The organism is Bremerella alba (assembly GCF_013618625.1).
In the GTDB taxonomy this organism is placed as follows: domain Bacteria; phylum Planctomycetota; class Planctomycetia; order Pirellulales; family Pirellulaceae; genus Bremerella; species Bremerella alba.
On record NZ_JABRWO010000003.1, the window covers coordinates 332,180 to 356,891 of the forward strand.

Consider the following 24,712-nt stretch of genomic DNA (forward strand, 5'->3'; position numbering starts at 1 on the left):
GACGCTCGAAACTCTACAAAGTTGAAACTTGGGCTTGAAGCTCTGCCTGTAACTGGGGGGTAGCCGTCGCCACGATTTTGGGCTGGTCGATGTTGAATGGTTGATGCGCAAATCCTTGCACAACGCCTCCGGCTTCCTCAACCAAGATCACGCCAGCCGCCACATCCCAAGGCTTATTGAACCCAGCCCAGTAGGCATCCAATTGTCCGGCTGCCACATAGGCCAAGTTCAATGCAGCGGATCCAAATCTTCGAATTCCCTGCGACTTTACAAGGACATTCATGAAGTCTTGGATGACCGGCGAGTCCTTCTCAACCGTCGTGGGAAAGCTGAATGCAATCAGGGATTCTTCCAGAGATTGGGCAGTGCTTACCTCGAGTTTCTCGTCATTCAGATAGGCCCCCTGGCCCTTCTCTGCTTTGAAACAACGATCGAAAACCGGATCGTAAATCACGCCTGCGATTACCTTTCCGGCGTTAGTAAGGCCAATGGAAACCGCATAGTTAGGTAACCCATGGACATAGTTCATCGTGCCATCCAGCGGATCGACAATCCAGCAATAGGGACTACCGGTCTCTCGCGACAATCCGGATGGCCCTTCTTCTCCCAAAAACTCGAAATCAGGAAAGTCGGCAGTAAGAATCTCTTCAATGACCTTCTGGGCCGCATCGTCGGCGTCGGTAACGAGGTCGAACCGCCCTTTTTCTCGAACGGAGAACTTGCCTCGCCATTGGTTCAGCACATCGCCCGCTGCTCGTGCGGCCTTTTCGCAACTTGTTAAATAGGAAGACATTACGTTCCTCTGTTAGTGCTGTGCGAATGGTCGGGAAATCCAAGATGAGAACTGCGTTTTAACACTTATTTTGAAATTTGGGTACTTGGCCAGATCCTCGTCTTGCGGGTGGAAATACGAAACCGGGCGTCGTTTGCGGGTTTCGTAAGAATCTTTGCAAATTATTGTGGACACCTATCCGATTTTTGGTATCATCAACTACATCATTCCCGGGACAGCGGTTAAATACCGCCCATACCCGCTTTGTGAAGGGAGATTTCACGAAGCTAAAATTCGGCCTCTTCTCTGTTCCGGCCCCGTCGACTTACTTTTGTGAGCGACGGGGTTTTTTATTTCTTGCTGGTGGGCTTCCGACGGCTGGCCGCATCGAACAAAATCGAGCTCATGACTAACTCGATTTGGATCTCCGACTACGAAATCATTCACCGCTGCAAGACGGAAACGTTCCAGCTTTCCGTGGCAGCTTATCCTAACAAGATGAATGGCAAATTCATCTCGCAGCCAAAAAACTGGCAGGTAGCCGAGTGGAACCTGGAAGGCATCGGCAAGCGTGAAGAGTTTTACGTTCGCGGGAATGACCTTGTCGAGCGTTATACGTCCGACGAAAACAAGCTTTCGACGGAGGTCTATTCCCGGATTCTCCCTGAGTTAGATGGCGTCGAACTGATTCTCTCTCGACAGACATCCACGCTCGACTCAGATGCTCAGATGGCACTCAAGTTCCGCTTTGATGATGCGAACTCCGTTATCACGATGAACGAGGCCGGCCAATGGAATGCGCCTGGGTTGGGGCATGAGAATCAAGCTAATCTAAGCGATCCCCAGATTGTGGCCATTGGGTGTCTCGATGCGGTGCAATATGCCGTCTTTACTTATCCAGGCGACTGCGCGTCGATTCAGGCCGAGCGTCGCAATGAGGAAACCGTCGAAGTGACGATTCCCCTTTTCTCGCTCCATTTGGAAAAGGGAGTCATTCGAAGGTCACGGATTCAGTTTGTTCGTGCCGAAGGCAAAGACGCCATGGATCAATTGGCCGCTAAGTACCGTGCGTTCTGCAATTCTGAAATCCCGCTAACGACCTAGTGCTGTGAGCGAGGTCCCCGAAAACCCGTTCGCTTCGCCTGCCGGCGTATCGTCAAAAGAGTATCGTGAGTTTCACGTCTGGGATCGAGAAGTCGCTTCGCGGGAACAGTATCAAGCCGTTTTCGCTGGTGGTCTCGTCCTCTTATTCGCAGGCATGTGGATCAATCTCATCATCCAGGCCGGCTTTTTCATGCCGGGCATCTTAATCGGTCATGGCGTGTTGGCCTTCATGACATTCAGCTGTATCGCGACAGTCATCAACCACGCGTTCCGTGCCAAACGGGCATGGGAGCGATTTCCACTGCAACTCAACGATGAAGGAATCCGTGCGAAGTTTGAAGACGGGAGCAAATGGACGGGCCTTTATTTCACTTGGAATGAAATCACGAAAGTCACCTTTGCGCCACGGAATCGAATGGTGGTTTCTGCTGTTAACGGCAAAGAGTTTGTCGCAGACTTAAGCTTGATGGGATCGCGAAAATGGGGGCCATTGAGGGAAACCTTGCGGTTTTATTCGGACTCGATGGCGGCCGAGTTAGGCTCGCCATCTAAGAATGAGTCTTAATACGTTATCCTCGCAACGCAATAAAAACGCCCCTGGGCTCACGTGAACCCAAGGACGCGGTCAACTCAATCTTGTTGGGTGATCAAAGCTTGGTGTTGGTCGCCTAAACGGCGACCGCTTCCAACTCTTCCATCTCCTTGGCCAGTCGCTTACGAGCGACGTGCAGACGACGCTTGATCGTTCCGATCGGAGCTTCGAATTCATCGCTCATTTCACGCAACGACTGTCCTTCGACGTAAAAGGCCTGAAGCGTATCCCGGTCCATTGCGCGAAGGCGGCTGATGCCGACGGCCAGGTTATCCCGCCGTTCGACTTCCAAAATGGCATGCAGCGGGGTCTGGTATTCAACGCAGACTGCAGCCAACGCTTCTGGTTCGGTGGCGAAATCGTGCGGCCGACGAACGGCCCGGTTAATGGCCATCCGGGCCGCGATCGAACGCAACCAGCCTGGGAATGCAGCCGGTTCACGCAACTGGTCGAGCTTCTGCATCGCCTGGATGAATACGTCCTGAGCCAACTCCTGGGCTTCCCAGTAGTGACGCAAACGCTTCAAAGCGATCGCGAAGACGACCGGCTGGAAGATCTCGACCAATTGACCGAAAGCATCTCGATCACCCTTCTGAGCTTCAAGGACCAAATCGACGATCCGATCCCGTTCATCGTTGTACAAGTTTCCGTTCATCATAGTTTCCAGACGTATATATTCAGGGCAGTTCTGGCGAAATCAGTGCATGCGGCGGCAAACGACGGCTATGCACACGGCACAAAGGAACCCAGCGGCGAGATGGCCTGAAAACGGATGGCATAAAGCGCATCACAGCAGGACAACTCGAGCTCTCGGGGCCTAGCGTCTCAGAAGCTTCGCGAATTTTGCGGGACCAACCCTTGCAACGTTGCTCGGGTTTTTCGGTCCTTTAGCTTCTGGGTATCAGGCCCAGCGATTGCTCCATTTGCAATCGCATCGAGAGCGACATTGACGGGCTACTGCCTAGTAGTAGGCTGCCGCCAAGACATCGCAGAGCATCACACGGCACATCACATTCGGACGGTTTGGGGGGGCTCTGTTTGCCCCACGTATTCGGTCCGTACTGTTGCCATGTATGGCCATAGAGGCGCAGACAGGTGGCGGATGCAGTGCGAATAACATCAACGGCGACCACGAAAACGCGGGCGACGACGGCGGCAAAATTGGCGCTAATGTTGATGATGTTGATACGCATTGTTTCATCCTCCTACGCGTCTACGCGCAGTGAGAGAACTATGAAGTGGAAGTTTGGAATCCCGGCACCTTCCAGGTGCAAGGATCTTGAATCTTAAATCGCCGAATCAAGCTCGGCAACAACAAAGATTCTCCCAGCGTGCGACAAAAATGCCGTCAGCAGAGATACCGGGTAGATGCCTGCCGGCTGAAAAAGGTTCGCTGCACCGTCGAAAAAATGTCCAGAACCAGTCTGGATCAAACGAGAAAAGTTCTTGGGTATCGCCGTAAGTCTTTTCAGTGGAAGTGTTTGCGTGTGGTTTGGGCTTGTCGGAAAGTTTTTCTGTTTTGCTATTACCAATAGAAAAAGCCCACGACGGAATTGCCGTGGGCTTTGGTTGAAATTTTTTTCTGTGAGGCTTAGCTTCCGACGTTGAAAATAGACTCGACGTTGCCTCGCAGGAGTTGGGTACCCAACTCGACAGCGGATTCTTCCGTCCAACTGCGGTCGATGACGAAGTTCTCGGCGAGGACCTTTGCTAGGATTCGCTTGTACATAGCGAACTTTGGCAACGCGAATTCCATTTTGTACATATCGCTGTAGTAGCCAATTTGCTTAGTGCGTGGGATGGCTTCGAGGCGTGCCGCACAATCGTGCTGAATAAACGTGGGCGTGTTGCTGTACCACCAGTGCCCATTAGCCACGACATTCGGGAAAATCCACGAATAGCTGACCAACTCCTGGTTTGTCACGCTAGCGAGGACCGAAATGGGGAACGTCACGTCGGGGAACGCGTTGAGTAGATCTTTGTACTGAATCAGCGAAACGCGACTGTCGTACAGGTCTTGGCCTTGGTAGACGCCTTCGGGAAAGACTTTGCGATTAACGCCTATCATCAGGTCGAACGGAAGTTTGTGCTGCTGGCAATTCTCGGCGAGCGTCCAGAAAATGAAGTTGCTGACGGCTCGTTGATCGTCCTCATCCGCACTGGGACCGTGAGAGAATACGTGCGACAAAGCGGTCTCTGCTCGGGCATCGGAGACTTTTGTCGGGGCGAACGTAGGCGGAAGTGAAATCGCACAGGCCTTGGCGTTGCGGCTGACAAAGTGGTCAAATAGCTTGCCGATAGCCTCTCGTGCCGACGCCACGTTGCTGATTTCGACGTTAGTCGCTTCATACAACCGCATCTTGGTTCGCGCGTTGGTGAGATGAAAAACCAGGTCATCCGTTCTTAAGCAGGGGATATACTTGGTTGAGTCGAAGCCTTCGAGCGGATCGTCGAAATCATTGGTCAGGAAGACACTTTCCAGCCGACTTTTATTGAATACCGTGTCTGTCCAACTATCGGCCGACATCTTTTCTGCGGCCGAATCGTAGAACGCTTCCCAATTGCTGGCATCGATGGTATCTCCCTCGAAATCCAGCAGTTTCTGGGCCATTTCGATGAACCAACTGTATTGGATCGTGTTGGAAATCGGACCGAGGTTCTCGATCAGACGCCCCACCTTTTCTTTCGGCGAGATCCCCTCTTCTTCAATCTGGCCTTTTGGCATGCCGGCCGAGTGGGCCAACTCGGTGTAGTAGTGATATCCCAGGATGTCTGCCAGCGTGTGCGAGGAGGGATCGAGGGCATTGATGTGGGTATGGGGGTCAATCAGGACGAGTTGGTCGAGCTGTTCAAAGAGGCGATTTCGTAGATCGATTGACATGGTGGAGGTGCACTAGGGGGAAAGGGAATCAGAGTTTTTGAGTGTCGAATTCATCTGGTATAGCAGATCCCGATTGAAAATTCATCGGTGGGAAAGAGATTGGGCTTCGATTCTCGCTTAGAAAGTCACTAAACTGGCCCATAGGTAGCAATGTGTCCCCCTTCAATGTGGTTTTGGATCTAATGGCAAGTGACCAAAATGCGACGAATCCGTTTGCTTCGCCTCCGACGACCGAAGAGGCCGTCAAGGTTGTTCCCGGCGCCTTCGATATCCAAGGGGAGCGAATTTTGGGAACCGGCAAAATCGTGCTTCCTCACGCATGTGTGAAGTGTGGTGAGAAACAAGCGGAGCAAGATACCTCCACTCGTCGCAAGAAAGATCTGTATTGGGTTCACCCCGCCATCTTTGTGTTGGTGATCCAGTTGTTGATCTTCCTGATTGTCTATCTTGCCACGCGTAAGAAGTGCCACGTCGAGTATTCTTTCTGTCGAGCTTGCAATGCAAAGCAGCGAATGAATACGGTTTACTGCGTGGGAGCCTTGGCGACTTTCATCGGAATGATTGCGTTGTTAATCAATTTTGAGAACCCCTGGTTCTTAGTTGGCGTATTGATTTCGTTCGTCGCCATGCTCGCTTTTGCCATTCGAGGTAACGGCCCACTCGCCATCAAAGCCTACAAAAGGGGAGAGTTTCACGTACGCGGGGCGAGTCCCGCATTTCTACAGTTTGCAGAGAGCTACGCAGTTGCCCAGGCAGTTCCGGCGACCGTCTTAGCAGAAGACGGCCACCTTGCTTAGGCAGTTGCCCGATTAAAGCTTCTTCGCTTCTTTGAACGGCAGTCCCTGGCCCCCGCGGTGAATATAGACTTGATAAAGCTGCGTGATGAAAAGGGACGACATGATCACCACAACGCCTGCGGCAGGGATGTATCCGACGCATAACGCCATGCAGCCTACCAGCATGATAAACATGGCGAAGATGTAAAGAAGAATGCCGCCTATGAGTTGCTCAACCCACATCTTCTTGATGAAGTCCATGATCCACCCAAAGTCGAACGCTCCGGCAAAATCATTCAGCATGCCCGCTCGAATCACCAAAGGGCACATCAGAAAAAAGCTGAGTAGATTGATCGCAAAGATCGAGAAAAAGTAAATGACAAAGCCAATCAGCACCAGTACTTCATTTTCTGTTGCTGAGAGTGCTCCCATGATACCTCCGGCAACCATGCCCAGTGGAGCCAGGCACAATGACGTGAGAAATGTGACCAAAAACATCCAAAAGCCACGTGTGAGATACTCAACGAAGCGATTGAAATCGAAGTCCGGGTAGGTTTTTATCCGACCGTATGCCCGAGCACCGATGATTTCCGCCACATATCCCAGGGCGACCATGCCGCCGATGATCGGGATGATAATCGCGATACCAGCTAATAAGATGTTGACGAACCAATTGGGATTATTGAAGACATCTCCCAACGTCTCCATATAGTCGACAGAGGTACGCGGGACGACTGCCTCACTGCCTGTTGGCTGCTGAGGCTCGTAGTTAGTCCCTTCGGGCGAGGCGTAAGGGTTGTCTCCAGATGTCGACATCAGGCATTCCTCTGGTTGCGAAGCTCGTGCGAAAGAAGCCAATCGTAAATCTCTCGATTGGCATAGGTAACCGACCAACTGTCGTGCTGCACATTGTCATAAATGGTCAGCCGCGCGTCACCACCAATCTTGGAAACCTCGTTAACAATTTCTTTGCTGCGAATCACGGGAACGATTTCGTCGTCACGGCCATGAAATGCCCAAGCGGCGGTTGGCTTAAGATCGGCGGCGATCGCCAGATCGGCACCGCCACACACCGGGATAATTGCTGCAAAAAGATTGGGATAAGCGGCGGCAGTTGCCCAGCTTCCGTAGCCGCCCATGCTCATGCCGGTAAGGTAAGTTCGGTCGGCATCGGTCGAGTATTCGCTTTGAATGTACTGAGTTAGCTGAGCCAGTCCATCGACGTTCTCCTGCATGGCCCACCATTGATCCAGGGGACACTGCGGACTAATAACCACAAAAGGAAGATCCTCGCCTTGGTCGATCAGCTTAGGTGGGCCGTGCTTCTTGACCAATTCCAAGTCCGTTCCCCGCTCCCCTGCCCCGTGCAAAAAGATGAGCAGTGGAAGCTTGGTTTCTGCTTGAAATTCATGCGGTTGATAGCAAAGAAACGGAAAAGCCCGCTTCCTGCCTTGGCTATCGAACCAAAAGAACTCGTGAGATTCCTGGCGCTTGGAAACGGTTTGCATGAACGATCCCTTTAGGCTTGCTTACTGTGGGTGAGTTGTTGGCGAAGCCAATGGATCTCTTGGGCGATGCCTTCGGCCAACTCGTTATGTTGCAATTCCTGAGGGAGTACGCCCCAGGCATACGTTTCGACCTCGAAGTGGCGAATCTCCGGATGATTTCTTATTTCGGAGAGGAAGTCATGGATATGCGACTGAGTCGTTCGGAGTAAGCCAAACTGGTCAAGATAGATAGGCATATGGAAGTGAATCCGCCACGTTTCATCTTGGGGAGTCTTTTGCGATGCTTCCTGCAAAGCAAACGGCAGGTCGTCGAAGTAACGTAGCGAACCATCAGCACTGCGAGAGGTAGTCTGGTGTAAGTATCGGTCTTCGGCGAATTCGGCGACCTCAGCAAGAACCGTGTGACGTTCTTGCTCGTTCAACTCGGAAAAGCGAATTTCAATGGCGGATGAGATCTGAACCTTGCCGATCAGAATACCGGCCTGAGAGTACTTGGCGAGCACACTCAACTGGTCTTCAAACATGACCGCTGCGTGACAAACATCGTGACAGACGCGTAGATAACGGCGAATTCGTTCGGCATCGCCTGCCGGAAAGAGTCGTTGTTGGAAGAAATTGACGACATCTTCCGTCGTGTCGAGAAGGCAGCCAGGCTCTGGCTCGATGCAAACATAGATAAGCCGCCCAGTCGATTGTTCTAGTTCGTATAGATGCTGTACAAGATCTAGCATGTGCTCAACGGCGAACGACCACTGCTGATCGCTGGGCTCAGGGGTACCCCAAGCGATGGGCATCGTGGAGATACTTCCTTCTTCCCCCGGAGCAAGCAGTCGGTCGAGGATTGTCACCAAGTTCTTGGTATAAGCCAAACGCTCTGGCTGCCACCAAGTCGGTAAATAGACATCATGCTTCACGATTGATTTGTGGAAATCGCCGAAGGGGAAGCCATTGAACGTGTATGGTATCCACTGATTGTCATCGAGCAGTTTGGCGAAGTCGTCAAGTGTGCCCGGTTCGACCAGGGACTGAGCCGTAGAATTCGAGAGCCATAGTCCCACGCCCAGAGGCTTCTCGCTTCCAAGGTTTTGCTGGACGCGCGAAGCGTGGGTAATGAGGTTCTGCTGGGTCTGCTCGAGATTGGCCCCGGCATGGACATTGGTGCAGTAACCGGTCCAGGATTGGATCGCCATGTTCGTTCCTTGGAGGGAGAGAGGTGTTCCCTCAAGTCTAACAGGTGTGCCGTTTGCGATCAGCGGGGAGGAGAACAAGCGGCAATACGGCGGAAAGCCGGGCTAACGTTGCCACAATAAAGTAAGTGTCGTAGGACGCAGAGTCTTGGCGATACTGCGTCGAAACAAAGAAGTCGGCAACCAGTTGACCGGCGAGCGCCGTGAGTCCGTAGACCAACCCAGTCCAAGCAAAATAGAGTGCAAGTGGTGGTGCAGCACTTCGATCGTGACGGCCATCGACGATTGCGATAGGAAGTGCCACATTGATCAACGCGTAAGCAATCCAGATCAAATTACCTGCAACGTAACCTACGGTACCAAAACTAAAAAGAAACGGCCCCAAGGCGATCAGCACCTGTCCGCAGATCATAACTGAACGCCAACCAAATCGATCGATGGTCACGCCCACCGGCCGACTAATTATCGATTGCCCAAGCCGCATCGACGCAGCCATAGTCAGAGGCAGAAAGAGGGACAAATCGAGTGCACGGTAAGGATAAATATAAAGTAAGGTCGAGAAGAGCCCGTTTGCTGCTGAGAACCAAGTTCCATAGAGGAGAAACCATCGCGCACGAGGTCTACTCCAATATTTCCAGTCTTCGATAAGTGAAAGATTGGGCGGAATGTCGTTTTCTGGTTCGGGAATTCGTCGCAGCGGCAAGACCGAGAAACCGATCGCGAAAGCCCCAAAGATGGCCAGCAGAGGATAGGCGATCCAGCGTAGATCGACCTCGAAGCCGTTACGAAGGGCTGCTCCTAAGATGCCTGCAAATAGGAATCCAGCCAGGTTGCCGGCAGTCAGCCATCTCTCGCGGAGCCCGAAAAAACGACCGCGAATCTCGGGTGTTACTAACTGCATCAGCCAGGCAATGAAGACCACGTAGCCGCAGTATTCGGCCAGATGATACATGCACCAGCAAACAACGATCGCCGCAATGGCAACGCTTGGCGATGGCCAGATACCAGGCACCGAACTCAGAGGCAACAGCAGCAGGAAGACTGTCGACAAAAGGAATGGCCCGACGCTGGTTATGCGATAGCCTCCACCAAATTTCAAAAGGCTCGGAGCGAACCAGCGAAGAACGCCAACCAACTTAGGGGCAGCGATAATCCAAGAGATTGCCCCTGACTGGGCTCCGAGGCTTTGAGCGAAGAATGAGATAAGCGTGGTTGAGACGAGCCCATTACCGAGCGCCCAAATTCCAGCGTTCTCGTTCGCTCCGCGTGAGGTGCGCTCATGTTCCGCGGAAGATGGATTCACGTCGCGAGTCTCCGCGGATCAGGCAATCTGGCTAGCGAACGCCGGTGCCTTGCATATGATAGATCGCCAAGTGCTTCCCGTCGGCAGACTTGTATTCTTTGATGGTGATGGTCCCTTCGACCACCACTGGACGCACGGTGAAATCGGTGCCTCGTCCATCCATTTCAATCAGAATACAATCATATAGCGCAGCCCCAGGCCCAAAGCAACACTCCATGTTGTCTCGTACGAGAACGAATTGCTTAATGTCCCTTTGCTGGAAGCTGGGGAGCATATAACCGCCGATCCGAATCTTCTGCCCATTCAGGTCTTCGATCCCTTGAGGAAGCATCTCGCGCTCGAAGGGGGCGTCGGGCTCAATATCAAACTTGATATCATCGAAGGTTAGGTCGAGCGTCTTGCCTGGCTGTGGCTTGGGGATGGGACGCGTCCGAGTGAATACCTCGGTGCCCGGTGAAGGTTCTTTTTCGGCTGAGGTAGGCTGCGTGTCTGCTGCGTCGGCTTTCTCTTCCGTTTCAGGAGAGGACTCCTCTTCGTCCATCGATGCAGCATTGGCGGCTTCATCGTTTGGCTGAACGGTGAGATTCGACGAAGCCGGATCGTGAGTCGTGTTGGTTGGCCGCAAAGGTTCCGTAGGCCGGCACCCAAAGACGACAACAAGGCACGAAATCAGACAGCAGATATGGTAGAGCGGTTTACAGGTGGGATGCATCAATCGACGTAGTCAGCTTCCAATTCATAAAAGACGCCAGTCAGGTCTTCGATCTTTTTCAGATCGGTATGAACCCGAAGCGTTCCCCCGATCTTGCGTCGGTTGAAGGAAAAATCAACCGAAAGGGGGTCGACAAGGCGGACTTCCACCATGTCGGTCAGTTTGGGTTGGCCCCCGAAACAGCAGGTATCAAAATCGGGAACCATCACAAAGCGGGTCAGGCCCGATTTCTCGGCGTGCGGATAAACGTAGCCGCGAATCAGTACCTGCTTGCCGTTTAACTCTAATGCCGAGTCTGGCACAGGCTGACCGAGGGGCTGGCCAGGTTGTTCCTGAAGAAGTCCAAACGCGATGACTTCATACCCTTCCGGCAGGTTAATGTATTCTTCGTAAACGTAGCGGCTGCCGCCTGCTACGAGGGCAATCGTAGAAAGAACGAGCCCTGCGTAGGCCAACGGCAAGCCTGTTTGGGTAGCCGTGTTCTTGCGTACCGTGATGACTGCCCAAATCCCCAAAGCAATACCAACGACCGCAATCGGAGCCATCACGATCGCTAAGATGGTGACCAAGCTGATAAAGCCAATGAGAAGCGAAGTCACCGCCAACGAACTAATCGAGCGGTACTGCTCGTACATCGCCGGATCAACATCGCCAGTGAATGCAGGTTGGGGTTCGGTGGAGGTGCTCATTACTTGTTCGGATTCGCAACTGGAGGAGTGTCGGGATAAATCTTATCCCGCTTTTATAGCGACGTTTTGCTACCAGGGTTCCAAAGGATGCCCGAGATTGCGAGCATTAACACAAAAGTCACAACAATGGGAATCGACGTCGAAAAGATCCGCTGAAATAGTCCTACGGTGGACGTTTCCTCGATGTTCGGTGCATTGGTTCCCGTAATTGCCGCAGCCAGAGCTCGATCGCCGTCGGTGGAAAGCTCGTCACGTGTAATGTGAGACTTGGCCATTGCGGTCTGTTCTCCGGTCTTCGGTGTACCGGAGGGAGCCGAGGTTTCTGGTTGCTGAATCTCGTCGTCTTCCTGCTCAGGAGGCAGCATGTTGTCATCGACTTCCGCCATCGCCAACAGATTCTCTTCCTGCATCTTTTCCCCATCGGCTCGCGTAGGGACCGCTTGGGATTGGAATGGGAAGAACGTTTGTGCCCGCTTCATCGCGTCTGGATCAATCTTCTCGAGTTCGACCAGGTGGTCTTTTGCTTCTGGCTTCGGGCAAGACATTAGATAGCGAATGACCGGCACTCGCACCCAGCTTGTTTCCTCGTCCGCTTCCTTGAACAGCGTGACCAATTTGTCGATTACCGACCAGTCTTCCCAACGGGCAAAGTCGGCAATCACCAAGTCGGCGAGAGCTGGGCGGTCGAGCATCAGGTGCAACGATTTCAGCAACTTGTCTTTCTCGATAATATCCGTTTCGGTTCCATGGAAACGCAGTGCCATGATCGCGGCATAAGTATCCGCATACTCGGCCTCTTGGTTAGCAAGAAACCGCTTTTCAATGAGCGGCAGTCCATCTGCTCCGGCCAACGTCAAATAGCAGCCAATCATGGCATCCAGACCTGACTTGCTAACTCGCTCGTCGCTGTTGAGCATCTTTTCTAGCAAAGGTAGATCGGCCTTCGTGCCGCAAACGCCCAACATCGTGAAGTACAAGCGGCGGCGGTTGGCGGCGATGTCAGGATTTTCGATCCATTCGACCAATTGGTCGTGCTTCATTTTTGGCTTCAAGTCGTGCAAGGCACTGTAGGGGGCATTCGCGAATTCATCATAAGCATCGCGTGCAAGCATTTCGTCTTTGTCTTCCAGGTGCTCTTGGAAGAAGGCGTAACGATCGTTACCCGTTTCCGGCAATTTGATTACTTCGTTGATGTATTTCACGCCGCGATCGGTCAGCAAGGTCGGAGTCGACCACATCATGTTCTCAGGCTCTGTCCCTAAGATCAGAAATTCCCGTCCCTGTCGCCCTTCTCCATAGTAGAGCGACTTGATGGTTTTGGTGTCGCCGAGATGTTCTTTGCCTTTAAGGATCTGAGTGATTTCGAATGTCGCTTCCACACCGGCGCCTTCGGCGGTCACCTCCGGAGCTTCAACCAACTTGGCAATTACTGCTGCATCCATCGAATCAATCTCTTGCGAGAATGTTTGCGATACGGCCGCGCAGAATGGGCACGCAAAAGCATTGGTCAGCAGAGCTGCCGTAGAAACTAACGCTCCGCAAAGAATCATGAGCCGCGTGAGCATAAGAACTAATCTCTTAGGTTCGAGGCGAAAAAAGCGAGATCGGCATACAGATAACGTGTATGCCGGGAGGGATCGTCATTTGGGATGAATGGCCCGCTTGATTCGCTCTTAGGGAGACGAACTGAGTGTTTCTGCCACGTCGGTACGATAGGCCGTATAGGCCGGCAAAAAACCAACAAGTACTGCCAACAGAATGAGAGCCGGGACAATCACCAACTCCAAACTGAATAAGGGGCCGATCCAATCGTTCTCTATTATCGCCGAAGGTATCAGAACTTCAAGCTTCCTGGGCAGTGGAGCAAGGTCGAACAGCCTAATTTGGACGCCAGTCTGTGCCTCGATCATCGGGCTGGCCCCAAACAATAGGAAATGTGCGCCCAACCAGCCCAGAACACCCCCTCCGACGGATAGGATGATCGACTCGGACAAAACAATGCCCATCACGGTTCGGCGTCGGGCTCCCAGAGCTCGCATGACGGCGATTTCTCGCTTTCGATCGTTCATCGAGTTGTAAATGCTGACCAGGATTGAGATTCCTGAAACAATACAAATGAGCACCGTAATGACCAGTAGCAACGTCTGGATTGGCTTGACAATCAGCTCGAACAAACTGGTGATCTCCATCACCGGCATTACGATTTGGGCGATATTCCCTTCGTTGACGCGATTTTTAATGATGATGGGGGAAAAAGGATCGGATGTTCTTATGAGCACGGCAGTTACTTCCCGCTGTTTAATGGGCAGCGGCTGCCGCCGCGAGATGGTCGAGCCGGTCACGTTGGCTCCAACTTCCTCGGCTTCTTCCACCTTGGCATGCCCTGACATCAGGTAGAAGCCTTCCATGTTGACGAAGACGGCCCGATCGTTGGGCGTTCCGGATGGGGCGAGAATGCCAACGACCGTAAATGGTGAATCGGTATGAATGTCGTTCGGGTCACCACCATGAGAGGCGGCAATCTTATCACCAATTTTCAAGCCGGTATGCTGAGCGACCATCGATCCAATGACCGCTTCGAAGTAGCCATTCTGGTCATTCCAAACCTCGAAGTTACGCCCTTCACGAAACGAATATTTGGGCTCGTCGCTGCCATAATCTTTGAAGTCCTCGAAGAATTTGGGCAGGGTTCCGACAACACGGTAGGTCTCGTAGTAATCGCCCAGGCAGACTGGGATCGCGAATTCGGTATTCTTCGCGTATGTGCCGCCGGTCAACTCTCCACGGTTTTCCGGCTTCATCAGGTCCAACTCTTCTTCCTGCTGCTCCTTGGTAAGGAATTCCTGGTAGAAGGTGTACGGAATGTTTTCGACCGGTTCGCTGAGGTAGAAGGTTGTGTTCAGCACTAACTGAAGCTTTCCCCCCTTAGCTCCGGCGATCATGTTATAGCCGAGATCGGAATTGTCTGTGAACGACTTCGATACGAGACCATGGACTAGCAGCACGGCCGTTACCAGCAGTACGCCTAGGGCCATGGAAAATGAAGTTAACGTCGAGGCTAAAGCTCGCTGCCGGATGCTTCGCCAAGCGATTTGCCAGATACTCATGCGTGTGCCTTATTCGCTTGGGCTATCAGGTTCAGTTTCTCAAGGGGTTCGATGCGCTGAAATTGTTCCGCCACTTCCATCGCATGGGTCACCATTACCAGCGAGATCTCTTCTTCCTGACACGTTTCACGAATCAAGTCGACGATCGATTGTTGATTGGCCGGATCGACGTTGGCGGTTGGCTCATCCGCTAACAAGAGTTTCGGACGATTTGCCAACGCTCGAGCCACGGCCACTCGCTGCTGCTCTCCGACACTCATCGTACGTGGGTGGGCATTGAGACGGTGTTCCAGACCAACGCGTCGTAGTAGCTCCCGAGCCCGATCACGATCGACTTTGCCGCGTGAGAAGGACATGCCTAGGATTACGTTCTCGAGTGCCGTAAAGCCTTGAAGCAGATTGAACGTCTGGAAGACATAGCCCATTACCTCCGCTCGGAAGCGGTCACGGCCTTCCTCGGAGAGTCTCGCTATATCGAGACCGTTGACGGCGATTGTGCCAGAATCTGGAGTGCCGATTCCTGAGATGAGATGGAGCAGTGTCGACTTGCCACATCCGCTGCGGCCTACGATCACCATCTGTTCGGCGGCAGCGACATTGAATTGAGGAACATCCAAAATCGGCATTCGTTCGCCGGTTGGCAATCGAAATGACTTTTTCAGGTTCGAGATTTTAAGCATGGCCACTTATGGGGGCATAAGGCAAGGGAACGCCAAGTTGCGCAAGCACCCATTGAAATACGGGAGACGCTTTGCGCCAACCCCTAAGTGCAAGTGAGTTGCTTGTGCGCCTAGTTCGCATGTTTGTGTTAAGAGAATAGCAATGTAGTCAAATACGCATGATGCTAGCTAACGGTTCGACATCGAGAAATGAAGTTATCCCCGTTTCATGGCTCGATCGATATCTCGTTTCGCGACATCTTTTTTAAGCTTTTCACGCTTATCGTGCATTTGCCGGCCGCGACCGATACCCAGTAGAACCTTGGCTCGCCCCTGCTTGAAGTACATCTTAAGGGGCACAAGAGTGAACCCCTTTTCTTCGCTTTTCAGGGCAAACTTTATTATCTCGCGTTTGTGCAGCAGCAGTTTACGCTTGCGCCGGGCCTCGTGATTGAGAAACTCACTGGCATTTGAGTACGGCGAGATCTCGCAATTGACCAGGAACACCTCGCCGTTGACCACGTGGGCAAACGATTCGGCCATTTGGAGTTTGCCATCTCGAAGGCTCTTTACTTCGCTGCCGGTTAGCTGAATGCCACATTCCAGATGCTCCAGAATTTGGTACTCATGCCGGGCTTTGCGATTCTCGCCGATGCTCTTCTCGTTCTTGTTTTCTTCTTTTTTCGTAGCTTTTGACTTCTTGGCCACTTCCGATACTTTCCAGATGGGGCGGTAAGGGTGTCTGCGATGCCAGCATGTGGAGGGAGTTTTTCTGAACTTCGACCTAGGCTCATCGCGAGCCTCCTGCTAATCTCCCGCCCTCCAACGAAGACCTCGCAACGACGACTTCTCAGGTATATCGAGCGCGTGGAAATATCCGAATTTCAGTCTTCCGATTTACTCCGGCAGCAGCCGACCGTCATCGACTTCCATCACATGGGAATCGTCGACTTCGATCAGTGTATCGATTTGCAAAAACGCCTAGTTTATGAGTCAGGGGGACGCAACGATGGTCACATTACCTGTCTGCTTTGCGAACATCCACCGCTGATTAGTATAGGCCGAGCAGGCTCGCGGCGACATATCCGCTTGACTACACAAGAGATGCGACACCGTCAGCTCGAAATGCGTTGGATTGGACGTGGCGGGGCCTGTGTGGCCCACACGCCTGGGCAATTGGCCGTTTATCCGATTGTACCGCTCAAGCACTATGGCTGGTCTGTTGGCGATTATTTGCAACGTCTTCAGAATGGACTCTTGGACACAGCTCGCGAGTTCGAGGTTCCCAGCTACAAACGGCCTGGTCGATTCGGCCTGTGGGGGCGTAGTGGCATGCTGGCAGCCATCGGCGTGGCCGTTCAAAATTGGATTACTAGTCACGGTGCATTCCTAAATGTCACCTGCGGACCCCACAGTCAGGTGGGTGTTGAGTCAAATCCGGCAGAGCTTGCCTGTCCCGGAGACCTTGCCACAATGAGCAGTCTCCTGGAAGAAACAGAGACGTGCCCTACAATAGGAGAGGTCGCACGGAGTGTGGCTTACCATTTGGCGCAACGGTTCGGGGCCGCTCAAGCAGTTTGGCACTCGAGCCATCCTCTGTTTCCTGAAGTAGTCAAGCATAGCCGTGATCGAACCCGCCAAGCAGCCAGTTGAGCTACCGATAATCGATTCGTCTGATATTCCGTCGCCTGATTCAGGGCGACGTCTTCCCCGCTGGCTCAAGCGGAATGTCCCCAAGGGAGATCCCGGCCACAAGACGACCAGCTTGATAAAAGAGTTGGGGCTGGAAACGGTTTGCGAGGAAGCCAAGTGCCCCAATCGCATGGAGTGCTATTCGCAGCAGACCGCGACCTTCATGATCTTGGGAGCTGTTTGTACGCGTGCTTGCAGCTTCTGTTCTGTCTCCCGAGGTACTCCGCAAGAGCTTTCGGGTGACGAACCAGAACGTTTGGCCGAGGCCGCGCATCGCCTTGGACTTAAGCATGTCGTGATCACGTCGGTGACTCGGGATGATTTACCCGATGGCGGTGCCGATCACTACTTCCGCTGTATCGAAGCGGTCCGAGAGAAGACCGGTGCGACGATCGAAGTACTTACGCCTGACTTCATCGATTCCAAAGAAGCGTTGGCACGTGTTCTGGAAGCCAAGCCGGAAGTCTTCAACCACAATACAGAGACAGTCCCCAGACTATATCGCCGAGTCCGAGGTCCGAAGTCGGTCTACTCATGGACTTTAGAGCTGTTAAAGAGCGTTAAAGAAATTGCTCCAGGTACAAAGACCAAGAGCGGATTGATGCTCGGGCTGGGCGAGACGCGGGAAGAATTGCTGGACACTTTGGCTGATTTGCGCGATGCGGACGTCGATTTTCTTACGCTCGGTCAATATTTGCAGCCAGACCAGAAGAAGTATTTGCCGGTAGTTCGCTACCTTCGCCCCGAGGAATTCGATGAACTTGGTCACCAAGCGAAGAGTATGGGCTTTGTAAAAGTCGCTAGTGGACCTTTCGTACGAAGTAGCTACCACGCCCGAGACATGGCAGAGAGTTACTAGCAGACCCACTCGTAGATTCGGAATAAAACTAAGGCCGTCATGACATTGATCATGACGGCCTTATTGTTTTACTGAGGTCTATGTCGCGTTTACTGATCCGTATAGACCGTGGTGCTTTCTTCCTTGGTAATCGGATCCGGAATTCCATCGGTGCGAACTTGAACGCGGATGCGTTGATCGCCAGGCATGGTCCCTTGTACTTGAATTTGCAAGCGGACCGTTTGCTTAGGATCGATTCGTCCAATTGGCTGGAAGACCACTTGCTGGCCTTGCACCTGACCTGGGACTTCACCGTCGGCGGCAATCGCACGCAGTCCTTGTGGTAAAGCGGCCGCGACATGGATGTTCGTAGCTTCTTTGGAACCTTGATTGACGACCTTAATCTCGTAGGTTGTCTCCTTGCCGACTTCAATCGGATCAGCGATATCGGCGACCTCGAAGAAGATGGCTGCCAGGCCTTCTACGCGAACGGTTGATTCGACTTCGGCCGAGAGGCCCTTGGCGGCGGATCCCTCAACGCGTAATCGCTGATCGCCAGGTTCGATTGGCAAGGCGACTAGTTCGACCGTACCTGTTTGTGCTGGAGGCAGCTCTTGCAGGTTCCAGAAGACCGCATGACGAGTCGAATCATACTGACCGGCATTATTGGCTTCGACAAACTTCAAGCCCTTGGGCAAGTAGGTAACGACATCGATTTCATGTGCTGGTGCCGTGCCGGGGTTGCTGATTGAAACGGTGTACTTGGCTGGGCGTTCCAGGTATCGCTTCTTCGGCCCTGTCATGGCAACTTGGAGTTTCGGTGCGGTGACTTCTAATTCGACAGAATGTTCTGCAGTGAGATTGCCATCAGCTCGGGCACGCAAAATATTCTGAACGCGACCGGCAGAGACGGCATTGAGAACGAGATTAAGTTGCCGTGATTCGCCTGGTTTTAGTGTACCGACTTCAAATTCCAACTCATTACCGGCCGGGTGAGCGAAGTTATTAGGGACGTTCTCTTCGAGAACGACGCCTGTTGCTGCACCTGTTCCCGGATTGCTGATGGTGATGGTGATTCCGAGTTGATTGTCAGCTAAGACACTTGTGGCGCTAGACTGCGAAATCTCTAACTTTGGCCTGGTAACAATTGATTTGGCAGAAGCTTTCGCTGAGAAAACCACGCTCGCGACGCTACCAATGTTCCCTTCTTCCAGGGGAAGAATTTCTAACTTGAGTGTCTTGCGCTCTTGAGGACGCAAAGTGCCGAGATCCCAAACCAAGCTACCATCGGCCCCTTGGTTAGCTTGAGGACTGGTAGAAACGAGTTTGGTCCCAGCCGGGACCATGTCGCGTACGATGACGTTCGAGGCATCTACCGGGCCGTTGTTTTCGACATGAACTTCAAACGTGGTGACTTTTCCCACTTGAACTTCCGGAGGAGCCACTTTTTCCAAGCGGATGCTGGGCTGTTGATCCCCTTCGAGGTGTATTTCCCCAGGCCGAGCTGAAACCATGGCACCTGCCGCTGCGGAAGGCAGCGAGGCAATCTGTGTTGGCTCCGAGAATCGGGTTGGCTGCGGCTGAGCAGTCTCCTGATACGTTGGTTGAGGTTGTTCTGTCATCGCCGCAGGGGCTGGAGAAGCCGTGGCTGAGAAGCCGCGGGTTTGTCCGTACGCAGGAGGCGTCGCCGATCCCATGACGCTTGGTTGCGGCGTTTGGATCGCGGTATTCGTTGCGGAAAACTGAGTGGGATTGGATGGTGTAGGAGTTGTCGGGGCAGCAGCGGTTGATTCCGGATTGCTACTAACATTCGAGCTGAAACGCGGCTGGACCGGAGTGTTCTGTGGAAGTTGCCCGTTCACAGCATCGGCGGCGGCGTTAGCTTGATCAGAAACTGATTGTGCTGCCGAATTCGCCATGGATGAGAATCGATTGTTGGCATTTTCAACCGATCCTAGTATTGCGGATGACGCTACTGCCGTGGCGGCGGTTGCTTCCGCAGCAACGGCATTGGCACCATCAGTGACCTGTTGGGCAACGTTACCAGCTGCGGCTGGGACTCCGCTTTGAAAACGAACGGGCGGCGGCGACATACCAGCCGGATTGGCAGGCGTGGGGCCTGAGGCATCGGCGGCGAAGCTTTGAGGGCCGGTCGGCATCGGAGGGGTCGCAACGGTTGGGCTTGAGGCTTCACCGGCTGCAGGGTTTTCGGCAGCTGAAGTTGGGCTGTCGCCCATGCTGAATCGACTTCCGGCGGCCGTCGGCGACGTCGAAGGACCTGATTCCGCTACTTCGGCAGCGGCAGGATTGGTGGCAGAATCCCCTAGGAAGCGACTGAATCGGCTCGGTGGGGCACTACCGTCACCCGCAGCGGCTGGATTGGTCGCAGCCGGCGTTGGTTGTTTGGGCTCTGCAGAGTCAGAAACACTGAATCTTGCAGCTGGCGTGGGAGCTTCGGCGTCGACCGGAGGCTTGGCAGGGGTTGGCTCGCCTGCGTTCTCTTCAGCTGGCGTGTCATTCGACGCGAGCACGACTTGAGATTGAGGAAACGACGCTGCAAGTTGTTGCTGCGGTGTGCCAGGAGGGATTTGCGAAATCTCAATTGGCTCGGGGTCGGGATCCCGTGATGCCAACATCGATTGTCCGATTGCGGTGGCACCGAGGGCGACAACTCCACCAATCACGGCCAAACGTAAGTAAATGTTCTTCATGGCATCCTTGCCTAACATGCGAAACTTCTTTCTGGCATCCATTCTCAAGAAAACAGTGTCGGCCCGAGATTACTAGCAAAATTGCCAGTTTGGTAAAAGATCAGTTCAAGTCAAACTCCGTGTTTGCCGACGGGAAGCTTGCTAGCAAAAAGAAGGGCCACCTGAATGGGGTGGCCCTTCGTGTCACCGTGGGATGTCGATGCTTACATCGAGATCGCTTTTACCGCCTCGGCAGCAGCTTCATTGCCACTTTCCGCAGACTTCTTAAGCTCTGGCAGGGCCGACTTGGCTTTGTCGCCAAACATGCCCAGTGCTTGAGCGGCTTCGCCAGGGATGTAGTCTTGCGAAGTGTCGTTCAGGTGCAGGATCAGCACGGGAATGGCCTTCGCAGCAACATCGGCGTCTTCTGGAGCGATGTGTGCTAATGACCAAGCCGCCGCAAACTGAGTGAATGCATCTTCGCTCGAAAGCAGCGGTTCGATCTCGCCCTTGGTCGAGACAGCACCAGCACCGATACGTCCCAATGCATACAGGGCGTCAAGTTGCAGTGTTCGCGAATCCGACTTCAGGAAAGGGCGGATCTGCTGGATCGCTCCTGAGGACTGCTCGCCGATTGCTCCGAGGGCCATTAAGACTTCAGCTTGGAACTGTTCGTCCTCGCTGGACAAGGCATCTGCGAGCGGGGCGACTGCTTCTGGAACTGCTTCTCCCCATTGACGGATAATCCCAACGGAGACCCATTTCATTTTGTCGTTCTGAAGACCCTTGATGACTTTCGGCAAGACCTGAGGACCCATCTTTACGATTGCATCGGTGATGTTGACGACCACGCGTGGGTCGGCATCTTGTAATGCGTCGGTGATGATCGGTTGAACGATTTCTGGCGGAGCTTCCAAGTTTGCCAGGCACCGAGCCGCTGCAGCACGCACGTTCGGGTTTTCATTCTTCATGGCTTCCACCAGGAAGGTTGCCGCCGTGGTCATCTTCTGTTTGTCATCGGAATTTAGCTTGGCAACTGCGTAATAGCTTATCAAACTCAGGAAAGCGTCCTCTCCGGCAGCGGCCTTTTGCAAAGCTTCGGTCGCTTGAGAATCTTCCATGGCTGCCAGGGCGAACGCGGCCGAGTACTTCACCGCAGGAACGTCATCCGACTGAAGTGCTTTAACCACGCGACTTAGTGCCGGTTTAGCCGCTGGGCCAATTTCACCCAGTGCGATCAGTGCATGCATGCGGACTTCTGCGTCTTTGCTGTCGAGCACTGCGGTAAGCTCTGGAACGGCTGGAGCAGCATTTGGGCCCATTTCCGCGGCAACAAGACATGCCCAATAGGCTGCCTTTTCATTTTGCAGTGCCGTTCGCAAGCGAGGGACGGCTTTGTCTCCCATTTCCGCGAGTTCACTCAGGACAGGCAGGACCATTGCCGGGTCTGCCTTCTCCAGGACATTCACCATGATGGGCAAGGTAACTTCAGGATCGGCGTCCATTTCGAGCATCGCTTCCAGCGCCTCGCGACGCACGTTTGCGTCTTGATCGGTGATAAGCTCGATCAGCTTCGGAAGCGACTTATCGCTGCCGTTGCCAATCTTGCCTAGGGCGTAGGCGGCATAGGCTCGGACCTTAGGAATGGGGCTATCCAAGAGCTTCGCCAACGCAGGAGTGGCTGTATGGGCTTCTTTACCGAATTGCGCGATCGAACGCGCCGCACGGCGCTGGAGTTCCGCATCGTCGCTATCCAGTGCGGAGGTTAAAGCAGGGATTGCCTTTTCGGCAGGGGCATCGGCCAAATCATCGGCTGCTTGATATGCCGCGTCACCTCCGGCATTTAGGTCAGCGGTCAACTTACCGGTATCGGGCTCGGCGGCAGAAAGAGTGCCGCACAAAAACAGCGCGACACACACAAACAAATAACGGGCACTCATCGCCGTCTCCAGTTTCTTATTCATTGAGAAGAGTTTGCGTTGCAAATCAAAGGTGTTGGGGTCGACTAATCTTCGGACGACTTAGCTAGACGGGAAACGCACATCGTAGGAAAGAGCTTCCATGAAACGGTTCGCTTCGACGTACTGCTGCGGCTCGTAATCACGAATCCGCTTTTTTAGCTCTCCGTACATCGAATCGACAGCCTTGACGACGTTTTGATGCGAGTCGAAATTGACAAACGAACCTTTTTGGTGACGCTTTTCAAAGCCCTCGTCGATCACTTTGCGATACGGATCGTAAACCATGGAAGTGAGCAAGAGTGGCCAGTGAAGCTCGCCGGTAACCGGATCGATTTGATCGTCGTTCAAGCGGTTCGGGGCACGCTGAGCATTGATGCGGAAGATTTGTTCGCTGGTGACCTTGGGACCAGCTTTTTCCGCTCGGTAAGCATCGTTCCGTCTACGCATATCGAACCAAACCTCTTGAGCTCGGTTTCGATTCTCGATGTAAGCAGCGTTTGCCTCTTCCTGGTTGACGTTCGCCCGTGAGGTATCAAGATTGTATTGTCCCGCCGAGCGGACCACGTCGGCCAGCCCACGCTGGTAGCCTTCGGCTGCGGTTGAGGCATGATAGCCTCCGCCCCATGGGCCACCGTAGTATTGTGCGTAGCATGAACTTGCTAGAAGCGGCAAGAGAAGTGCCACCATAAGTGATCTTGAGACCATGACTCTATCCATCGTTTGCAGGAAAGCTATAAGGGTGACCGGCCTCGCAGTGACGTTGCGAGGGGATGTAGTTGTACTTTGGTAATCCTACCCCAGTAAAAATGATAGTTAAGTCAGAAATCAGATGCCACGAAAAATGGGGGACTCGCCGAGCAAATTGATGCAGACATTCGTGAAAATTCTGATCTTGGTTACGGTGGCATTGGCCATCCCTATCATACCTTTTGCGATTTGGGGACAATCGCTGGAGCAGGCGGCCCGTACGTGGGAGCAAACCCAGTCTAATCCACAGGTTATGGCGATTGTATTGTTTGGAATGCTGTCGTTGGATGTGTTTCTCCCAGTGCCGTCGAGTTTAGTTAACACGCTGGCAGGGGCTAAATTAGGGGTTTTTGCTGGGGCCACGGTTTGCTTTGCTGGCCTCACAGTGGGGGCTGCGATTGGTTTTGGCCTCGCTAAATTGGCGGGGCCGCCCCTTCAGCGAAGATGGCTGGCCGACCGCGACGCCCAAAGTTTAAAAAAGTTTGCCGAAACCTGGGGAGTGGTCACTTTGGTACTGACCAGGGCGTTACCCATTCTTGCTGAAGCGGCGGTGGTGTTGCTCGGCGTTCAAGGACTTTCCTGGCGAAAATTTTGGCCGCCGGTCCTTCTTGCTAATGCTGGGATTGCCCTGGCGTACTCCGTATTCGGAAGCATGGCTGCCCAGCAGGAGTGGCTAGTCATTGCCCTAGCGATCTCGGCCGGGCTTCCACTACTGCTTACTTTTCTGGTCCGCCGCTGGTTGCAAATGACCGACAAGAAAAAGATCGCTTAAGCAAAAAAGCGAAGCGGACCACACCATGCCCCGGTGCTAATTTCAGCACGCGGTGAAATCCGCTTTCGCTTTTGAATGACTTTTAGCAGGATCCGTCGGGAAGCTTTCGAGGATATGGTGAGCTTTCGACTGGTGGCAGAGACTCGCCGGTTTCTTCCATCCATCCTAGGCGTTCTTCTTCGGAAGCATAAAACCGTAGCCAGGTATCCACGTCACTGTCTGCTTCAGCGCAGTTGAAATAGATGCAGTGGCTCGTCAGATCGACCATTTTCTCTTGCGACGGTAAAATATCGCGAACGATTAAGCGATACAGTTCAACGTCGCTTAGGTGATCGGTGAAGTCGAGGTAAATTCGCCGTGAAGCCAATTTATGGATCATGTCCCACAAGACTTCATGCAACTCGTCGGCAGAGAGTTGATCGGCACTGGGCGGGGTTAAGGTTGGAGTGAACCACTGGGCGATGGGCAGGACCGGGGCATGTTCCCAGGCAAGGATAGCACTGAGAAACTCGTTTTCTACGCGGATGGGGACCCGGCCGCTGTCCAAAATTTGCAGCGATTCGTCGAAGAACGGCTCTAGCTCATCGCGCAGTTTCGCGTTCAAGAGCAACTGTTCAACATCCTCCGGATGTGGTCGACGAAATCGAACCATTCCTAGCAATCTTTCCGAAAAAGAGGCAATGCACGACGATGCGAAATCGAAACGTGCGTTTTCGATGACT

The 24,712-nt window shown here is 53.2% G+C and carries 23 protein-coding genes; 6 read left to right on the top strand and 17 right to left on the bottom strand.

The annotated features are described in order from the left end of the window. Positions 1–13: 13 nt before the first annotated feature. The gene (locus HOV93_RS07015) at positions 14–793 is read right to left on the bottom strand and encodes an inositol monophosphatase family protein (protein ID WP_207395759.1); all 780 of its coding nucleotides are present in this window, start codon (positions 791–793) and stop codon (positions 14–16) included. A 384-nt stretch (positions 794–1,177) separates the two neighbouring features. On the opposite strand from HOV93_RS07015, the gene HOV93_RS07020 reads away from it, so the two are divergent. Further along, positions 1,178–1,876: a hypothetical protein gene (locus HOV93_RS07020; RefSeq protein WP_207395760.1), complete on the top strand. Its 699-nt coding sequence runs from the start codon at positions 1,178–1,180 to the stop codon at positions 1,874–1,876. Positions 1,877–1,880: 4 nt separating this feature from the next. Further along, positions 1,881–2,441 (top strand): hypothetical protein, encoded by a 561-nt coding sequence (locus HOV93_RS07025; protein ID WP_207395761.1) that lies wholly within the window; start codon positions 1,881–1,883, stop codon positions 2,439–2,441. Positions 2,442–2,544: 103 nt separating this feature from the next. On the opposite strand, the gene HOV93_RS07030 is transcribed toward HOV93_RS07025, so the two are convergent. Further along, the gene (locus HOV93_RS07030; protein ID WP_235989916.1) at positions 2,545–3,126 is read right to left on the bottom strand and encodes an RNA polymerase sigma factor; all 582 of its coding nucleotides are present in this window, start codon (positions 3,124–3,126) and stop codon (positions 2,545–2,547) included. Between the two features lie 933 nt (positions 3,127–4,059). Beyond that, positions 4,060–5,349 (bottom strand): glucuronate isomerase, encoded by a 1,290-nt coding sequence (locus HOV93_RS07035; RefSeq protein WP_207395762.1) that lies wholly within the window; start codon positions 5,347–5,349, stop codon positions 4,060–4,062. A gap of 182 nt (positions 5,350–5,531) precedes the next feature. On the opposite strand from HOV93_RS07035, the gene HOV93_RS07040 reads away from it, so the two are divergent. Continuing rightward, positions 5,532–6,146 (top strand): hypothetical protein, encoded by a 615-nt coding sequence (locus tag HOV93_RS07040; RefSeq protein WP_207395763.1) that lies wholly within the window; start codon positions 5,532–5,534, stop codon positions 6,144–6,146. 12 nt (positions 6,147–6,158) lie between these two features. Here HOV93_RS07040 and HOV93_RS07045 read toward each other — a convergent pair whose 3' ends face one another. The 10 genes from HOV93_RS07045 to smpB all read right to left on the bottom strand — a co-directional run bounded on the left by HOV93_RS07045 (position 6,159) and on the right by smpB (position 15,998). After that, entirely contained in the window at positions 6,159–6,941 is a 783-nt protein-coding gene (locus HOV93_RS07045; protein WP_207395764.1) for a DUF4013 domain-containing protein, read from the bottom strand. Continuing rightward, positions 6,941–7,633: a carboxylesterase family protein gene (locus tag HOV93_RS07050; protein ID WP_207395765.1), complete on the bottom strand. Its 693-nt coding sequence runs from the start codon at positions 7,631–7,633 to the stop codon at positions 6,941–6,943. The genes HOV93_RS07045 and HOV93_RS07050 overlap by 1 nt, the downstream gene beginning before the upstream one ends. 11 nt (positions 7,634–7,644) lie before the next feature. Then, positions 7,645–8,823 carry a metabolite traffic protein EboE gene (gene eboE / locus HOV93_RS07055; protein ID WP_207395766.1) on the bottom strand — a complete coding sequence of 393 codons (1,179 nt, stop codon included), beginning with the start codon at positions 8,821–8,823 and terminating at the stop codon, positions 7,645–7,647. A gap of 37 nt (positions 8,824–8,860) precedes the next feature. Beyond that, positions 8,861–10,123, bottom strand: a complete 1,263-nt coding sequence (locus tag HOV93_RS07060) for an MFS transporter (protein ID WP_207395767.1) — start codon at positions 10,121–10,123, stop codon at positions 8,861–8,863. A gap of 31 nt (positions 10,124–10,154) precedes the next feature. Then, positions 10,155–10,748 (bottom strand): DUF3299 domain-containing protein, encoded by a 594-nt coding sequence (locus HOV93_RS07065; protein ID WP_235989918.1) that lies wholly within the window; start codon positions 10,746–10,748, stop codon positions 10,155–10,157. 86 nt (positions 10,749–10,834) lie between these two features. Beyond that, positions 10,835–11,524 carry a DUF4190 domain-containing protein gene (locus tag HOV93_RS07070; RefSeq protein ID WP_207395768.1) on the bottom strand — a complete coding sequence of 230 codons (690 nt, stop codon included), beginning with the start codon at positions 11,522–11,524 and terminating at the stop codon, positions 10,835–10,837. Between the two features lie 53 nt (positions 11,525–11,577). Further along, positions 11,578–13,089 (bottom strand): hypothetical protein, encoded by a 1,512-nt coding sequence (locus HOV93_RS07075; RefSeq protein WP_207395769.1) that lies wholly within the window; start codon positions 13,087–13,089, stop codon positions 11,578–11,580. 108 nt (positions 13,090–13,197) lie between these two features. Then, positions 13,198–14,631 (bottom strand): ABC transporter permease, encoded by a 1,434-nt coding sequence (locus tag HOV93_RS07080; RefSeq protein ID WP_207395770.1) that lies wholly within the window; start codon positions 14,629–14,631, stop codon positions 13,198–13,200. After that, complete coding sequence (locus HOV93_RS07085; RefSeq protein WP_207395771.1) at positions 14,628–15,311, bottom strand: ABC transporter ATP-binding protein; 684 nt, start codon at positions 15,309–15,311, stop codon at positions 14,628–14,630. The genes HOV93_RS07080 and HOV93_RS07085 overlap by 4 nt, the downstream gene beginning before the upstream one ends. A 195-nt stretch (positions 15,312–15,506) precedes the next feature. Continuing rightward, on the bottom strand, positions 15,507–15,998 hold the full coding sequence (smpB, locus tag HOV93_RS07090; protein WP_315853364.1) for an SsrA-binding protein SmpB: 492 nt from the start codon (positions 15,996–15,998) through the stop codon (positions 15,507–15,509). A 159-nt stretch (positions 15,999–16,157) separates the two neighbouring features. On the opposite strand from smpB, the gene HOV93_RS07095 reads away from it, so the two are divergent. Further along, a complete protein-coding gene (locus tag HOV93_RS07095; protein WP_207395772.1) occupies positions 16,158–16,943 on the top strand; it encodes a lipoyl(octanoyl) transferase LipB in 786 nt (261 codons plus the stop codon). A 7-nt stretch (positions 16,944–16,950) separates the two neighbouring features. Continuing rightward, positions 16,951–17,841 (top strand): lipoyl synthase, encoded by an 891-nt coding sequence (gene lipA, locus HOV93_RS07100; protein ID WP_315853372.1) that lies wholly within the window; start codon positions 16,951–16,953, stop codon positions 17,839–17,841. A gap of 89 nt (positions 17,842–17,930) precedes the next feature. Here lipA and HOV93_RS07105 read toward each other — a convergent pair whose 3' ends face one another. The 3 genes from HOV93_RS07105 to HOV93_RS07115 form a co-directional block, all read right to left on the bottom strand. Beyond that, positions 17,931–20,531 (bottom strand): DUF11 domain-containing protein, encoded by a 2,601-nt coding sequence (locus HOV93_RS07105; protein ID WP_207395773.1) that lies wholly within the window; start codon positions 20,529–20,531, stop codon positions 17,931–17,933. Between the two features lie 203 nt (positions 20,532–20,734). Further along, complete coding sequence (locus tag HOV93_RS07110; protein ID WP_207395774.1) at positions 20,735–22,450, bottom strand: HEAT repeat domain-containing protein; 1,716 nt, start codon at positions 22,448–22,450, stop codon at positions 20,735–20,737. 81 nt (positions 22,451–22,531) lie between these two features. Next, on the bottom strand, positions 22,532–23,176 hold the full coding sequence (locus HOV93_RS07115; RefSeq protein WP_207395775.1) for a hypothetical protein: 645 nt from the start codon (positions 23,174–23,176) through the stop codon (positions 22,532–22,534). A gap of 172 nt (positions 23,177–23,348) precedes the next feature. On the opposite strand from HOV93_RS07115, the gene HOV93_RS07120 reads away from it, so the two are divergent. Further along, positions 23,349–23,990, top strand: a complete 642-nt coding sequence (locus HOV93_RS07120) for a TVP38/TMEM64 family protein (RefSeq protein WP_207395776.1) — start codon at positions 23,349–23,351, stop codon at positions 23,988–23,990. A gap of 82 nt (positions 23,991–24,072) precedes the next feature. Here HOV93_RS07120 and HOV93_RS07125 read toward each other — a convergent pair whose 3' ends face one another. After that, positions 24,073–24,642 carry a hypothetical protein gene (locus tag HOV93_RS07125; protein WP_207395777.1) on the bottom strand — a complete coding sequence of 190 codons (570 nt, stop codon included), beginning with the start codon at positions 24,640–24,642 and terminating at the stop codon, positions 24,073–24,075. Positions 24,643–24,712 lie beyond the last annotated feature (70 nt).